The 15,221-nt window shown below is 69.3% G+C and carries 16 protein-coding genes; 8 read left to right on the forward strand and 8 right to left on the reverse strand.

The window, feature by feature from the left end; translation table 11 throughout:
- Nucleotides 1-113: 113 nt before the first annotated feature.
- Nucleotides 114-680, reverse strand: a complete 567-nt coding sequence (locus OIE47_RS03125) for a TetR family transcriptional regulator (RefSeq protein WP_326559959.1) — start codon at nt 678-680, stop codon at nt 114-116.
- A 101-nt stretch (nt 681-781) separates the two neighbouring features.
- Here OIE47_RS03125 and OIE47_RS03130 point away from each other — a divergent pair, with 101 nt between their 5' ends.
- The 3 genes from OIE47_RS03130 (at nt 782) to OIE47_RS03140 (ending at nt 2,784) form a co-directional block, all read left to right on the forward strand.
- Complete coding sequence (locus OIE47_RS03130) at nt 782-1,702, forward strand: SDR family oxidoreductase (protein WP_326559960.1); 921 nt, start codon at nt 782-784, stop codon at nt 1,700-1,702.
- On the forward strand, nt 1,702-2,490 hold the full coding sequence (locus OIE47_RS03135) for an SIR2 family NAD-dependent protein deacylase (protein ID WP_326559961.1): 789 nt from the start codon (nt 1,702-1,704) through the stop codon (nt 2,488-2,490). The genes OIE47_RS03130 and OIE47_RS03135 overlap by 1 nt, the downstream gene beginning before the upstream one ends.
- Before the next feature lie 66 nt (nt 2,491-2,556).
- A complete protein-coding gene (locus OIE47_RS03140) occupies nt 2,557-2,784 on the forward strand; it encodes a hypothetical protein (RefSeq protein WP_326559962.1) in 228 nt (75 codons plus the stop codon).
- 16 nt (nt 2,785-2,800) lie between these two features.
- On the opposite strand, the gene OIE47_RS03145 is transcribed toward OIE47_RS03140, so the two are convergent.
- Entirely contained in the window at nt 2,801-3,268 is a 468-nt protein-coding gene (locus OIE47_RS03145) for a MarR family winged helix-turn-helix transcriptional regulator (RefSeq protein ID WP_326559963.1), read from the reverse strand.
- A 412-nt stretch (nt 3,269-3,680) separates the two neighbouring features.
- On the opposite strand from OIE47_RS03145, the gene OIE47_RS03150 reads away from it, so the two are divergent.
- Genes OIE47_RS03150 through OIE47_RS03160 form a run of 3 tightly spaced genes read left to right on the forward strand, consistent with a single transcriptional unit; the run spans nt 3,681 to nt 7,242 of the window.
- Complete coding sequence (locus tag OIE47_RS03150; RefSeq protein WP_326559964.1) at nt 3,681-4,283, forward strand: DUF4956 domain-containing protein; 603 nt, start codon at nt 3,681-3,683, stop codon at nt 4,281-4,283.
- Entirely contained in the window at nt 4,280-5,110 is an 831-nt protein-coding gene (locus OIE47_RS03155; protein ID WP_326559965.1) for a polyphosphate polymerase domain-containing protein, read from the forward strand. Before OIE47_RS03150 ends, OIE47_RS03155 begins: the two co-directional genes overlap by 4 nt.
- Nucleotides 5,101-7,242, forward strand: a complete 2,142-nt coding sequence (locus tag OIE47_RS03160; protein ID WP_326559966.1) for a CotH kinase family protein — start codon at nt 5,101-5,103, stop codon at nt 7,240-7,242. The genes OIE47_RS03155 and OIE47_RS03160 overlap by 10 nt, the downstream gene beginning before the upstream one ends.
- Nucleotides 7,243-7,350: 108 nt before the next feature.
- Here OIE47_RS03160 and OIE47_RS03165 read toward each other — a convergent pair whose 3' ends face one another.
- From OIE47_RS03165 to OIE47_RS03185, 5 genes are all read right to left on the reverse strand, one after another.
- Nucleotides 7,351-8,100 carry a DUF7003 family protein gene (locus OIE47_RS03165; RefSeq protein ID WP_326559967.1) on the reverse strand — a complete coding sequence of 250 codons (750 nt, stop codon included), beginning with the start codon at nt 8,098-8,100 and terminating at the stop codon, nt 7,351-7,353.
- Between the two features lie 39 nt (nt 8,101-8,139).
- On the reverse strand, nt 8,140-8,649 hold the full coding sequence (locus tag OIE47_RS03170) for a hypothetical protein (RefSeq protein ID WP_326559968.1): 510 nt from the start codon (nt 8,647-8,649) through the stop codon (nt 8,140-8,142).
- Between the two features lie 90 nt (nt 8,650-8,739).
- Nucleotides 8,740-9,468: an HAD family hydrolase gene (locus tag OIE47_RS03175; RefSeq protein ID WP_326559969.1), complete on the reverse strand. Its 729-nt coding sequence runs from the start codon at nt 9,466-9,468 to the stop codon at nt 8,740-8,742.
- A gap of 11 nt (nt 9,469-9,479) precedes the next feature.
- On the reverse strand, nt 9,480-11,543 hold the full coding sequence (locus OIE47_RS03180; RefSeq protein ID WP_326559970.1) for an amylo-alpha-1,6-glucosidase: 2,064 nt from the start codon (nt 11,541-11,543) through the stop codon (nt 9,480-9,482).
- Nucleotides 11,533-11,913 carry an SCP2 sterol-binding domain-containing protein gene (locus OIE47_RS03185; protein WP_326559971.1) on the reverse strand — a complete coding sequence of 127 codons (381 nt, stop codon included), beginning with the start codon at nt 11,911-11,913 and terminating at the stop codon, nt 11,533-11,535. Before OIE47_RS03185 ends, OIE47_RS03180 begins: the two co-directional genes overlap by 11 nt.
- Nucleotides 11,914-12,152: 239 nt before the next feature.
- On the opposite strand from OIE47_RS03185, the gene OIE47_RS03190 reads away from it, so the two are divergent.
- Nucleotides 12,153-13,388 (forward strand): hypothetical protein, encoded by a 1,236-nt coding sequence (locus OIE47_RS03190; protein WP_326559972.1) that lies wholly within the window; start codon nt 12,153-12,155, stop codon nt 13,386-13,388.
- A gap of 153 nt (nt 13,389-13,541) precedes the next feature.
- Nucleotides 13,542-13,823, forward strand: coding sequence for a hypothetical protein (locus tag OIE47_RS03195; RefSeq protein WP_326559973.1), 282 nt, complete (start codon nt 13,542-13,544; stop codon nt 13,821-13,823).
- A 64-nt stretch (nt 13,824-13,887) separates the two neighbouring features.
- On the opposite strand, the gene OIE47_RS03200 is transcribed toward OIE47_RS03195, so the two are convergent.
- Entirely contained in the window at nt 13,888-14,994 is a 1,107-nt protein-coding gene (locus tag OIE47_RS03200; protein ID WP_326559974.1) for a hypothetical protein, read from the reverse strand.
- Nucleotides 14,995-15,221 lie beyond the last annotated feature (227 nt).

Genomic DNA, 15,221 nt, shown 5'->3' on the forward strand with positions numbered 1-15,221 from the left:
ACGCTCATGCCTGTCGATCACCGAAACCGTACTCGGGGTTCCCGACAAAGTCGGTACGCGCCGGCCTCCCGTCCCCGCCCCACCCTGTTCTGAGGTTGAGGACCGGGGCACGGTCAGCGAGCGGTGGTGACCGTCCGGAGGCGGTCGAGCGCCTCGCGCATGGTCTGCGACAGGTCTGCGCCGTGCGGTTCGTTGATCCAGCGCTCGAACGCGACGCGGAGCACGACGATCCCAGCCTCGGCCGCCAGGCTCGCGTCCGGCTCCGGGACATCGCGGCGGCGCAGGCCGTCGGCGAGGGCGGCGGAGAGTGACGCCAACTTGATCAGTTCACGTTCCCGCAGCTCCGCGTGGGCGTTGATGACGGACTGGCGCTTGCGGGAGTGTTCGGGGTGTTGCCCCAGTGCCGTGGCGGCGGCGTCGAGGGCGGCCGAGATGGCCTGCATCGGTGAGGCGGACCCGGGGGCGGCCTCAAGCGCGAGCACGAGCTGTTCCTGCAGGTCGGCCGAGCCGGCGAAGAGTACCTCGCGCTTGTCGGCGAAGTAACGGAAGAACGTCCTCGCGGTGAGCCCGGCCCGCTTGGCGATGTCGGCCACGGTCGTCTGCTCGAAGCCGCGCTCGACGTAGAGCTGCATCGCCGCCTCGCGCAGCCGGCCACTCGCGTCCGCTTCCCATCGCACCACGGGGCCAGTCTAGTCATGTCACTTGGTGACATCATCTGCTATGGTGATGTCACCAAGTGACATCGCTGCCCCTCGCAGCGATCCTGCCCCTGGAGGTTCTCGTGCGCATCTTCGTCACCGGCGCGACCGGGTGGATCGGCTCCGCCGTCATCCCCGAACTGCTCGACGCCGGACATCGGGTTCTCGGCCTCGCACGTACGGACACCGCCGCCGCGTCGGTCACCGCTCTCGGCGCCGAGGTCCAGCGCGGCAACCTGGACGATCTCGACAGCCTGCGCGCCGGTGCGGCCGCGTCCGACGGTGTGATCCACCTCGGCTACAACCACGACTTCTCCCGGATGGAGGCGGCGGCGCGCACCGACCTGGCGGTGATCAACGCGATCGGCGCCGAACTGGAGGGCACCGACCGGCCGTTCGTGGTCGCCTCGGGACTGCTCGGCCTCGTGTCCGGCCGTGCCGCCACCGAGCTGGACCTGCCCGATCCGGGCGCCCACCCACGGATCGCAGGCGTCCAGGCGGCCATGTCGTTCGTCCCGCGTGGGGTGCGCTCCTCGTCGGTACGGTTCGCGCCCACCGTCCACGGGCCCGGCGATCACGGCTTCATCGCCGTCCTGGTCGGCGTCGCCCGCGAGAAGGGTGTCTCGGGCTACATCGACGACGGCACCAACCGATGGCCGGCGGTGCATCGACTCGACGCCGCGAACCTCGTGCGACTCGCGGTCGAAAACGCCCCGGCCGGCTCCGCACTGCACGCCACCGCCGAGGAGGGTGTGCCCACCCGCGCCATCGCCGAGGCGATCGGTCGCGGCCTCGACCTACCCGTGGTCTCCGTTCCCGCCGACAAGGCCGGCGACCACTTCGGCTGGATCGGACGCTTCTTCGGCGCCGACGCCCCGGCGTCGAACTCGGCGACCCGGCGGTTGCTCGGGTGGAACCCCGTACAGGCCGGGCTGATCGCGGACCTCGACGCCGGCCACTACTTCGAAAACCGGACCGAGGTACGGGATGGCACGATCTCCTGATGGAGACCGTTCTGCCGCCGGGCGCCGCCGAGCTGCTCGGCCGGGCGCGTCGGGTTGTCGTCTTCACCGGGGCCGGGATCTCGGCCGAGAGCGGGGTACCGACCTTCCGTGACGACCTCACCGGGCTGTGGGCCCGGTTCGACGCCGAACAACTCGCCACCCCGGAGGCGTTCTTCGCCGATCCGGAACTGGTCTGGGGCTGGTACGAGTGGCGGCGGGCGCGGGTGCGCCGGGCCCAGCCCAATGCCGGACACCTAGCCGTGGCCGCGATCGAGGACCTGATCCCGGGCACCGTCGTCATCACCCAGAACGTCGACGACCTGCACGAACGTGCCGGGTCGCGGGCACCGGTCCACCTGCACGGCAGCCTGTTCGCACCCCGCTGCGTGACCGAGTCCGCCCACCCGGCCGACTTTCCGACCACCACAGGGGAGGAGGTCGCCGACGACGAGGGAGGCCGGATCGCGCCGCCCCGGTGCGTACGCTGCGGAGCGCTCGTCCGTCCCGGCGTGGTGTGGTTCGGGGAGGCGCTGCCCGGGGCGGCGCTCACCGCCGCCGTCGAAGCCGCGTCCGCCTGCGACGTGCTGTTGACGATCGGCACCTCCGGCCTGGTGTACCCGGCCGCCGAGATCCCCCACATCGCGGCCCACTCCGGCGCCACCGTCATGCAGATCAACCCGCAGCCGACGCCGCTGGACGAGATCAGCGCCGTCAACCTGCGCGGGTCCGCGGCCCAGATCCTCCCGACCCTGGTACGGGCCGCCTGGGAGTTCGCCGGGAAGCCATAGCGGCACGGCGGCCCGTCCCGGTGAGCGGTTCGCCGGCTCGGCGAGGATCCGGACATCGTCGCCAGCGTGGCCGCCCGTACGCTGCTCCCGGACGCGTACCTGCGGGCCCGCCGGTCCCAGCTCCACGAGGGCGAGCACCGGTGGGTCTGGCTCGCGCTGCACCGTGCCACCAACCCGGACCCGGTCGCCTCAGCCTCGGAGGCCCTCGAAGCGGCCCGCTATGCCGCCGGCCCGTACGCGCCGGACCTGGTCGCGGACGCCCGTTCCCGGATTGCCCGGTCCGCTCCGGATTGAGAACCCGGATACCGAATCAGCTCGCGGAGCCGTCCGTGTTCCGGATCATCTGCCGGAGGACCTTCAGTGCCGTCACGTAGTCGGCGTCGTCGATGCCCTGGTGGATGCGGTCGCGGATCGCCGGAGCGTGTTTTCCGAGGTCGGTACGGGCCTCCTCGCCCACCTCGGTGATCCACAACCTTTCCTGGCCGTCACGGGTGAGCCAACCCCGCCCCACCAGAACCTCCGCCTCGGCTTCCAGCTCATCCTCGGGCCTGAGGTAGGTGCGCATCGCGAACCGAAGCTCGGCGATCGTCATGCCGTGACCATCGGGCGAGATGTCGTTCCTCGACAGGTTGCGCAGCAGCCAGAACTGGGGCTGGGTGAAGCCGTACTCGGCCTGCCGGGCCCGGGTGAAGGCGATGAGGGCCTGGTAGGCCACACCGGTCCAGTACGCGGCCGGCTGGGCCGCGAGTTCGGTGTCGGAAAGGTGTTGCGCCGCCATGAGTGCCTCCAACAGACATTGCCGGTAGAGGCGAATCTAGAACCTCAACTTCGGTTGAGGTCAAGAAAGGCCGGGTTGGCGATCCTGGTGGATCGGCGACAACCGGTACCCGACTTACCTCCCGAAGGCCGATCCTGAAAAGTTTCGGTCCCCGATCACGGCCGTCCAGCCTCGACCATCCTCATCGAGCAGTGGCAACGCCTCATGATCGGGCTCCAATCAGGACGGCCGGGCTTCCGGTGCAGGTCGAAGCATAGGACATCCATTGACTTCGATCGATGTTTCCCTTACCGTCTCGGAAAAGGTACCGAAAGTTTACCGGAAATTATTGCCTTCGACCGCTACCCGCAGTTCGTCCCCAGGCACGGACGGCACGGGCCGGCCCGGCAGCGATTCGGGAGGAACGTACAAGATGTCGCAGCTCGTCCTGTTCGCGATTGACATCTGCGCGGTGGTGCTGCTCGTCTTCGGGCTCTACTTCCCGCGCCACCGCCGTCGCGACCTCGTCGTCGCGTACCTGGGCGTCAACGTCGGTGTCCTCGCGGTCGCGAGCGCGTTGAGCGCCAGCAACGTCGGCGCCGGACTCGGGCTGGGGCTGGCCCTGTTCGGCGTACTGTCCATCATCCGGCTGCGTTCGACCGAACTCGACCAGCACGAGGTGGCGTACTACTTCTCCGCCCTCGCCCTGGGCATCCTCGGCGCGCTCAGCACCACCTCGGTCTGGCTCAGCGGTGGCCTGATGGCGCTGATCGTCACGACCATGTTCCTGGGCGACCATCGGCGGCTGCTCCGGCACTACCGACACCAGATCATGGTGCTCGACTCGGCCGTCACCGACCACGTCGCGCTCGTCGCCCAACTGGAACAACTGCTCAACGCCCGGGTGCACGTCGCCACCGTCCAGCGGGTCGACCTGGTCAACGAGACCACCGTGGTCGACGTCCGGTACTCGCTTGCCGGTCGCAGCCCGGCGGTCGGCACCGGCGCCCCCGTTGCGGCCGGAGCACGCCGATGAACCCGCTGCCCATCGCGTCGTCGCTGGCGGAGCTGACCCCCATCGGGCTGGCCGAACTGATCGACCGGGCCGCGTTGCAGACCCGGGTGGACCGCAAGTACCTCGTACCGGTGGACGAACTGCCGTACCTGCTGGACCGGCTCGCCCCGTACGCCCGGGTGCTGGACATCGACGGCGAGCGCGCCTTCCGCTACGAGTCGGTCTACTTCGACACCCCGTGGCTGGACAGCTACCACTGCGCGGCGTACCGCCGGCGACGGCGGTTCAAGGTACGGACCCGCACCTACCTCGACTCCGACCAGTGCTGGCTGGAGGTCAAGATCAGTGGAGCGCGGGGAAGCATCACCAAACACCGGCTGCCGTACCGCCCGGAGGACCGGGGCACGGTGGACCCAGGGCGCGGCTTCGTCGACGAGACGCTGACCCGCGAGTCGATCTGCCCCACCGCCCCTGCCGTCCTCGAACCGATGCTGGTCAGCACCTACCACCGGACCACCCTGCTGCTGCCGGACAGCGCGAGCCGGGTCACCATCGACACCGGAATCCGCTGGCACGACGGCCGCGCCACGCTGCAACTGCCCGACCTCGCGGTGGTCGAGACCAAGACCAGATCGGCCGCCTCACCGGTCGACCGTCTGCTGTGGCAGGGCGGGACGAGGCCCGCGCGCATCTCGAAGTACGCCACCGGCCTGGCCGCCCTCCGACTGGACCTGCCGAGCGTGCCGTGGCGACGAACGATGCGCCGCCACTTCCACGGCGCCGCATCGTCGACGGGCCCGACCCCGACCCTCATCCACCATCTCGATCAGGAGGCATCGTGCGTTTGACATCCCGTGGCACCGGCGCCACGGCGGGGACCTTCCGCGTCGCGGGAGTCGCGACAGCCGCCATGCTCGTCGCCGGGCTCCTCGTCTCGTACCCGTCGCCGGCCGACGCCGGACCGGATGCCGGCACCGGCTCCACTGCCGGCAGCCCGTCCCTCGCCCGCGCCGGAGCCGTCGACAACGCCGACACCTCGGCCGCCGACGTGGCAGCGGCCGCAGCAGCGGACGACCTGGTCGGCGACATCACCTTCTCCGTGCCCAGTGGCACCTTCCAGGGAGAGTTGACGGTGTCACTGGGCACCACGGTCAGCGGCGCGCAGATCCGCTACACCACCAACGGACAGTTGCCCACCGCCGCGTCACCGCTCTACCCCGGCACTCCCCTGCGACTCACCCGGACCACCCAGGTACGGGCACAGGCCTTCGTCGGCCAGACCGCGTCGGGTGCGCCCGGCACCGCCGTGTACGTCGCCCGCGCCTCCGCGACCGCGCACGACCTGCCGGTGGTGCTGATCGACTCGTACGGTGCCGGGCGGCCCGATCGGGAGTACTTCGACGCCGCCACCATGATCTTCCAGCCGGGCACCGGTGGCACCACGTCGCTGGCGGCTGCTCCGGCGGTCGCCACCCGGGCCGGATTCCACCTGCGTGGCCAGTCGTCGGCAACGCTCGAGAAGACGCCGTACCGGATCGAGTTCTGGGACAACGACAGTGACGACGCCGACTACCCGGTGCTCGGCATGCCCGCCGACTCCGACTGGGTGCTGCGCGGACCGTTCCCCGACAAGGCGCTGGTACGGGAGGCCCTCGTCTACGACCTCGGCCGGGAGATGGGACTACACGCCCCCCGGTACGCGTTCGCGGAGTTCTACCTCAACACCGATGCCGGCCCGGTGGGAGCCGACGACTACATGGGCGTCTACATGATCGTCGAGACGATCAAGAACTCCAAGGACCGCCTCGACCTCAAGCAGTTGGACGAGGACGACCTGACCCTGCCGAAAATCAGCGGCGGATACATCTGGAAGTTCGAGTGGCTGGCCGCCGAGGAACCGACCCTGCCGTGCACCGGACCGACGACGACCTGCTGGAACTACCTCGAAGTGGCGGACCCGTCGCCGCTGCAACCCGAGCAGCGGGACTGGTTGCGCAACTACCTCCAGGAGTTCCACAACGTCCTCCGCTCACCGAACTTCGCCGATCCGAACACCGGGTACCGGGCGTACATCGACGTCAACTCGTTCGTCGACCACCTGATCATCAACGAGTTCAGCCGGAACATGGACGCGTACTACCGCAGCGCACACTTCTACAAGGACCGGGATTCCAAGATCTTCGCCGGTCCGCTCTGGGACTTCGACCTGACGTTCGGGGTGGGCGGATACCTGAACAACAACCAGGTCTCCGGCTGGCAGTACCAGCAGACCCGGCAGCCGCAGGCCAACGACTGGTTCCCCCAGTTGCTGCGGGATCCCGCCTTCGTCAACCAGGTCAAGGCGCGCTGGCAGGCGCTGCGCCGAGGTCCGCTCTCCGACGCCGCCCTGCAGACCCGGATCAACGCCCTCACCGCGCCGCTCACCAACGGCGCGCAGCGCAACTTCCAGCGCTGGCCCAACCTGACGACGTCGATGATCGGCCCCTTCTTCACCCCGACGTCTCCCACCTGGCAGGGGCAGGTCCAGACGATGCGGGACTGGATGCAACGTCGCGCCGCCTGGCTGGACACGACAGCGGGCTGGGGTGGCCCGGTCAGCACTCCCACGCCCACTCCGACCACACCGACACCCACTCCGACAACGCCAACCCCGACGCCGACAACGCCGCCGCCGGGTGCGGCCGGTTGTGCCGCCACGTACACGGTGGTGAGTCAGTGGTCCGGCGGGTTCCAGGGCGAGGTACGGGTCACCGCCGGCACCTCGGCGATCAGGGGCTGGACCGTCACCTGGACATTCGCCGGCGGTCAGACGATCACCCAGGCGTGGAACGCGACCGTCACGAGCCAGGGGTCGGCGGTCACCGCCAGGAACGTCGACTACAACGGCGCGCTCGCACCCGGCGCAGGCACCACATTCGGGTTCCTCGGGTCGTCCACCGGCACCCCCGGCACCCCCGTTCTGACCTGTACGGCGAGCTGACCACAGGCAGGCGCAGCACAGGGTCGTACCGGCCCACCCGGCACCAGGCCCCGCCCGGTGCCGGGTTCCCGGCTCGCCCGTCGGCGACGGGTTCGGCGGGGTCGTGGACTACATGCGCCCGGACCAGGGCCAGTTGCTCCAGTGTGTGTTCGGTGGGGCGGTCGGCCGGTAGTGGGAGGGGTCGCCGGTGGCGAGCACCTCGGCGATCTGCCGGTAGGTCTCCACATCGCTCGGCCGAGTCTCGAACGGCACCCGGTCCTCGGGCCGCCCGTGCCGAACGAGGTTCTCGAATTGGCGACGTCGCCGTTCCCGGTCCGGACCGGGCGGCCTGACCCGCAGGGTGACGTGATGCCAGTCGTCCAGGCTCAACACCTGCGGCAGGTCCGCCGGGACGAGTCGGCGAAGCTCGGCCTCGTCGCCGAGCAGCAGATCGCGGTGTTCCGGTTCGAGCAGCCGGAACAGCTCCTCCTGAGGGATCGTCGCGGCGGCGTCGACGTGCAACTCCCGACCCCGGACGATGATCGGCACCTGTCGGTACCGCGGCGGCTCCAGCCCCTCGTCGACCGGGTCCCCGTAATCGAACAGGTCCAGGAAGTTCTCGACCCGGCGGAGGTACAGCGCCTCCCAACTCTCGGTCGTGCCGACCAGGCAGTTGCCCAGCGCCTCCATCATGTCCACGACATTGGCTGCTCGGGCGTCATACCCCACGGCCTCGATGACCAGCGCCCAGCGTACGGAGTCGCTGAAGGCGTGCAGCCTGGTCGCGATCTGGTAGCTGCGCGGATTTCCCGGCTCCCGGAACCGGCCCCGCTCGGCGGCCCGGTCGAACACGGCGAGAATCTCTTCGGTCCGCAACACCACGTGCATGGTACGCGGCACGAGCGACGGATGCGCCGTTCAGTCCTCGTAGAGTGGGTAGTCGGCCGGGCTGGGCCTTGTGTCGTCGATGCCGATGAGCTGCAGGTCGGCTCGGGTGAATGTCAGGTCGGCGCGGTCGCCAAGCATCGCCGCCACCAGTGCGTCAAGCAATTCCAGATGGGTCTGGCGCGACTCGGTGACGAGGGTGTCTATCCGCTGGCTGGCTGACATGACGCGTGCGCCGTGTTCACCCGTTTCCTCGACCTTCCGGACCAACAAACCGGCCTCGAGAAACCCGGACCATGGTGTACGAAGCGCCAGCAGAGATTCTGCGGTGGAATAGAACAGCATGAGTAACACGCGGCTGTCGAACGAGCCGGCCCCTTTCGGATGCATACGAAGGCCGAACAGCTCCTGAAGGCCCTCGAGCATTGCCGTGTGGTAGGTCTTCAGCGCGGCGTTGAAGACGGAGGACTCAGGATAGTAGCCACCAAAACTCCGACCCTGGGCACCAAGGTACGCATGGACCAACTCCTGCCGGGTGTACACCGCGCCTCCCATGACTGCGCCTGCCAATGTGGACTCTGCTACGGGCCGGGGACGGTGAAACCATCTGCGACGGATCGGCTCACGATCCGGTCAGCATGATAGCCACTGCACGGCTCCGACCACGTCGAGCAGACTGTGCACTCGGAGAATGCCCTCCGGCGCATCGCCTGCTTCGGTCCGCTGACGGTCGAGCCAGCAGCCACGCAGTCCGGCCCGCGTTGCCGCAATCGCGTCGACGTGCAGATCGTCACCGATGTAGAGGACCTCGGCGGGATCCCACCCCATCTGCCCGCACACCCCAAGGAAGCTCGCGGCCTGCGGCTTCGGGGTTCCGACCTCGTCCGGGGTGAACAGGGGCGGCATCGGGGAAAGCCCGAGGGAGTGCATCTTGGCCAACTGCTGGTGGCGATCACCGTTGCTCAGCACCGCGACACCGGCGGGCGCTCGCCACAGGAATCGCATCGCCTCGGCGACATCGTCGTACCGGACCCACGAGGCTTCGTAGTGGCGCAGGTAGACCGAGAACAGGTCGTCGACCCGGCCGTCACCCAAGGCCTCACCGGCGCTCCCATGGGCGGTCAGCAGGTCGCGAACCCGGGACCGACGTTGCTCCTGGAAGGTCACGGCCTTTTCGAGGTACGCCTTCATGTGCACGTCCTCAAGCTGCTGCCACACCGCGTACGCCTGGTGTCGAGCCTCGGTGTCGAGCGAAGGGAGCCAGTGGGCGCAGGCGGCGAAAAAGGCGTCGCGCGCGGCTCCCCTGTGATCCAGCAGGGTGCCGTCGAGATCCAGCAGCACGGCGCTGATCGGGGTCTTCACGCCGGGGAAGGTTAGTCGTCGGATGTGAGGGTCGGGCGGCCGAGGGCGTCCGCGCTGCCCCATCGCCCGTTGATGCCGAGAAGGGTGACCTGCCCCAGCTCGCTGGGTATCGCGGCCTTGATACCGAGGTGGTCGTCGTACGGTTGCAGGCCGAGAATGGTACGCAGTAACGACAGGATGGCTCCGGCGGACCAACCCTGCGGGCTGGTGGCGGTGGGATAGGGCACCGGGGAGGTGGTGAATTCCCGGTCGTAGCCGGCAAACGCTTCGGGCAGCCGACCGTTGAAGTAGGGTGCGGCTTCGAACATCGATCCGGCGAGCTTCCCCGCCTCGGCCGTGAATCCGTACCGGCGCATTCCATCGGCAATGATCGAGTTGTCGGATGGCCAGACAGCACCGACGTAGTATCCGACCGGGTTGTAGTTGGCCTCCCCTTCGGCGAGGGTACGGACTCCCCAGCCGGAGAAGAGTCGCTGCCCCATGAGGTGCTCGACCAGAAAGTGTGCACGGTCCTGGTCGACGATTCCGCTCCACAGCAGGTGTCCCAGGTTTGAGGTGAGAGCGTCTACCTGCCTGCCGTCGGGCTCGCGGGCGAGTGCGTAGTACCGCCGGTCCGGCAGCCAGAATTCCCGGTTGAACCGTGCCTTCAGCTCTGCGGCCTGTTGCTCCAGTCGGTCGGCGTACGCGGGGTCGTTCCAGAACGTACGGGCGAGCCGGGCGCCGCGCATCTTCGCGTCGTAGACATAGCCCTGCACCTCGCAGGTGGCCCGGGGAAAGCCGGGTAGCCGGCCGTCGGCGTAGCAGATCGCCCGTTCGGATTCCTTCCAGCACTGATTGGGCTGCTGACCCGGCGCCCGCGGTTTCTGGTACCAGAGGTAACCGTCGCCGACCAGGTCGCCCCATTCGTCAATCCAGTTGAGCGCCCGCCGCGCCTCCTTTTCCAGCTGTCGTACCAGGTCCGTGTCACCGGTCCAACGCTCGTACTCGTCGAGCAGGACCACGAAGAGTGGTGTGGCGTCGACCGAGCCGTAGTACCGGGCGTTGGGGCTCTCCTCGAAAGAGGCGGCCTCGTTCCACCTGAGCAGATGGAGTGCCTTCCCGGGTTCCTCCTCCCGGAAGTCGTCGAGCTTGGTCCCCTGGAAAATCGCCAGTACGCGTAGCGTGGCGGCGGCTAGTTCGGGCAGGTATGGCAGGGTTTGGAGGCTGGTGATGATGTTCTGCCGGCCGATCAACGTGTTCAGCCACGGCAGTCCCGCAGACAACTGCTTGCCGCCGTCGAGGCCGGGATTCCGTAGCGCGGCCAGGTCGGCAAGGCTTCGCCGGTAGGCGGTCGCGAGCGGGGTGAAGCCACACCTCAGCCGGGGTGCCCGGGCGAGCCAGCGGTCCAGTTCGCTGCGCATCCCCTCTTTCATCTCACGGACGAGGTGCAATGCGCCGCCGGAGACGTCCTCACCGCTCGGGGCGCGAATGTCGGTCAACACCCAGAACCGGGTCGACCAGCTTCCGTGGGCAGCGACCTGGACGGTGAACGTCATTCCGCCCTGGTCGATCTCGGCCGGTTCGGTGGTGTGGATCAGGGCCGCCCGGTGGAAACCCTCGCGGACGTACCGCAGGTGCAGGTAGCGGTCGCCGATCCGGTGATAGAAACGGCCCTTCCTGCTCAGCCTGGGGTCGCCGGGGACGCCCTGTTGACGGACCTCGTCGACATCGACGAAGTCGCTGGCCGCCTCCAGCCGGACCGTCAGCTCGGCCGGCTCGGCGCTGCTGTTGAGGATGGAAAGTTCCTCTTCGAGACCACCCGCGACCGTCCGGTGCCGGATCGCCGAGAGGGTGCTGTTGACGTAGTGCGTCGGCTCACCGGGTACGAGGAAGAACCGTGCCTCGAAATACTGCAGGTCGTCGACGGAGAGCGGGGTCAACCGCTCCCCGTTGACCGTCACGATCCACCTGGACAGGAACCGGGTATCGAGGAAGTACAGCCCGGCCGGATCACCCGGTGCGGGATCGACGTCTCCGCTCCTGTGGCTGACGATGAAGGTCAGCCCTTCGAGGATGCTGACCTGGTCAGCGTCCACGCTCTTCACCGTCCCCGTCGGTCACGCGCGCGGGCCCGTGGGAGCCGGGCGGACCGGGCAGGAGCCGTTCAAAGTAGATCATCGTGATCGGCGGTCCGCTGTACGTGATCTCGTTGCGCAGCGTCGCGGTGGTCGGATCGCCGCCCGCGACGAGCCGGTCGAAGACATCACCGTCGGCGGAGATCACACAGTCCGCCTCCCGACTGCTGGCCTCGCAGAAGATGTCGCCCTCGTTCAACGTCAGATACCAGTGGGCCGTTCGACCCGGCCTGCCCAGGTCGAGGCGAACGGTCGCCGAGAAGCCACGGGGCAGCAGACAGGCCCGCTGCCGCGCCGGACCCGCGAAGTACTCCGCTGTCCGGTCCTTCACCGGCTTCCCCCTTCCGCCCACCACACCCACGCACCCAGGCGTCCCCAAAGTCAGCCTGACCAACCGTGGGGTGTTATCGCATCACCCCTATCGGATGAGGATCCGCGAGCTGTCCCGCCCGCCTGCGACGCCCGCTGCCCGCTCCCGCCGGCGCCCGGATCCGGATCCCGCTGCCCGCGCGCTCGCGCGTGGTCCGTCAGAACAATGACGCATGGCGGCGACGGACCGGGGGTGCGGTGATGATCGAAGAGCTGGGTGGGGCCGAGCTGCTGGAGTACCGGGAGCTGCTGCCCGCCGGTGCGCGCGGCGAGCCGGACCCGGGTCCGGTCGGCGGGGTGCGGTGTGGTCGACCGCTGCTGTACCCGATTCCGCTGGCTGCCCTGCCCGGACCGCTGCGGCACCGGGCCGAGTCGGGTGGCGACCGCTACCGGGGCGCGCTGTTCGCGTTCGACCTCGATCCGTTGCCGCGCGGGCGACGGTACGTCTCGGCCCGGTTCGAGGTGACCCTCGCCGACCCGGAGTCGATCGCGGTACGGGTCGACGCCGACGGGGACGCGCTGGGTGTGACGTACGAGGGGGATCCTGCGGCGACTGCCGCCGCGTACACGATCGACGCGGCCCGGCAGCGGCCCGGCTGGTTGCGCCGCCTGACGGGCCGGGAGCGGGCACCGCGCGCGTGGGTGACGGGTGTGCAGAGTACGAGGTTCGGCTGGATCTACGACGATCCGGACGGCGACCTGCTGCTGCCCCGCAACTACGGCATGCACGCCGTACTCGCGGTGCCGGAGGGCGCTACCCGGGTGGCCGGCACGATCGGCGTACAGGTCGAGGTTGCCGTCGGCCGCAGACGGACGATCAGCCTGCGGGAGGACCTCGGGTTCGCCGAGCCGGTGAGCCCGACCGTCCCGAGCGGCAGGGCCGCCGTCCGGTTGTGCGTGGCCGCGGATGTGGCCGGCTACAGCCGACGCGGCAACGCGGCCGCCGAGCGCGTCCAGCAGGAGATCGTCGCACTGCTGTCGCGGGTACGGCGGGCCGCCGGCATCCCGGACGGGGCGGTACGTCCCCAGCCGCAGGGCGACGGCCAGTTCACGGTGCTGCCGGTCGGCATAGACGAGTCCGTGGTCATCCCCCGGATGCTCGGTGAGCTGTACCGGGCGTTGCGCGAGCTGAACAGCGCCAACGGCGATCGGCTGCGAATGCGGGTGGCCCTGCATCGTGGGCTGCTCCTGGAGGGGGCGAACGGCTGGGTGGGCACGGCGTCGATCGCGGTGCACCGGATCCTGGACAGCCCGCCGATGCGCGCGGCGCTGACCGCGCATCCGCAGGCCGACTTCGTGCTGGGGGTGCCCGACGTGCTCTACCGCGATGTTGTCGTACCCGCGGCCGAGCCGCCCCTGCCGAACCAGTTCACCGCGATGACGGTGGATCTGCCGGACAAGGGCTTTGTCGAGCACGCCTGGCTCTACGTCGGCTAGTCGGGCCTGCCCGGCCCGGGTCGGCGCATTCGGTGACCCCGTCGGCGGGTCCGTCAGAACGAGGAGGGACCGGTGGAAGGTGGGAGATGCTCGGCAGTCTCGCGGCCGTCCGACGGCTTTGCCACACGCCCGCTACCAGGGCACAATCCCATGATGACGATCACCGAACGCGCAGGTGAGAAGCCTGTGAGCCTCTCGCCGGAGCAGCGTGAGCGGCTGCGGCGGCTGCTGGTCGACGAACTGCGCGCCGCGATCGTCGAGGGCCCTCCCGCGGTGGCACCCGGCACCGATCTGGACGAGCGCCGCCGCGCCCTGGACGGGCTGCGTCAGGGCGACGACGATCCAGCCTGCGGAGACCACGGTCCGCTCGGCGGGGACGACGGTCCGCTCGGCGTCTCCGACGATCCGCTCGATGGTGACAACGTCGGCCCGTAACGCGACCGACCGCCTGATTTGTCGCCGGGCGGCCTCCGCTGTCGGTCGGGTTCACCCGGAGGGGTTACCGGTGCCCGATGATGTCCAGGACGGTGGCCACGATGCGGTCGATCGTGGCGGTGTCGGTCATCGCACCAGACAGGTCGCCCACCGGATCGGCCGTTCCGTGCGGGGCGTGGTCGAGACCCGCGATCGCCACCGACCGGCCGAAGACCGCCTGGATGACGTCGACCACGACCGCCTCCGCCGCCTCGCCGCCGGCCAGCCGGTGGTCGATGACGCGTACGGCCTCCGCGGCGAGCCGCAGCAGCTCGGCGTCGACCTGCTCGTGCGGGTTGGTGAGGAACAGCTCGCGGGCCGGTTCACCGGTCCACACCGGCGCGTGCTTGTGGCCGAGCGGGCGCTCCACGTAGGAGTCGTACCAGGTGGGTCGCCGGCGCATCGCGGCGAGCACGACCTCGACGTCGCGGCCGACCCGCGACGGATCGCTGAGCTGCCAGTCGCCGGTGACCGTGGCCCGCTGCTGGGCCCACGCGTCCAGCGGCCACAGGCCACTGCCGGCGGAGGTCCGTACGCCCACCCACACCAGGATCTCCACGGCGAGGGTGGTCAGCCACCGGTCGTGGTCCAGCGCGACGGCCAGCCAACCGGGTACCCGTGGCCGTTGCAGCGCACCACGCTGGCCACGCTGCCGTCGGTGACCATCCACAGTGGCGGCGTTCAGCCGGCTGGCGATCCAGCCCTCCAGGTCCCGGACCGGTTTACGGGCGTGCGCGAGCAGGTCGTGGACAACCGCCTCGACGTCGTCGTGGAACCGGTCCAGGCACTCGTCCGCCAGCCGGTTCACCCCGAGCGCACAGACGTTGTGGCCCCGGCGCTGCTCGAACCGGCGGGTCAGCCGGGCGAAGACGACCGGCCAGGCGACCTCGTACGCCGCCGCGGTGAGCGCGGCCCGCTCGGCGTCGGCGGCGGTGGCGGCGACCTCGGCGAGACGACCCTCCTTGGTCAGCTTGCGGAGCCGGTCCGCGCTCGGTGAGCGTCTGGCCGACGTGACCGGCAGACCGACGGTGCTGTTGGACAGGTAGGGGTTGGCTTGTGCGCGGGCGGGGTGGCGCGCGGTGCGGAACCGATTGGCGGCCAGGTTTCTCGACGATTCGGCGGAAACACCCACGGACGACTCCCTTCCGAGGTCCCGTGTGGAGGCGGCCCGTAATGAGCGCCAGTCGATCATGCGATAGGTCCGGCGTTCAGATCTCGTCAAAAGACGGGATTCCGACCCTTCATCCGAGAGCGTCAACACGATCGTCGATCTCGTGAGCCGACGGACGCGGACCGCGACGATCCGATCGGGTGAGGGCGGAGCCGCAACACACACCTTCCCACCGGTTACTGACGGAC

Origin of the sequence: Micromonospora sp. NBC_01796 (genome assembly GCF_035917455.1) — a bacterium.
Lineage (GTDB): Bacteria > Actinomycetota > Actinomycetes > Mycobacteriales > Micromonosporaceae > Micromonospora_G.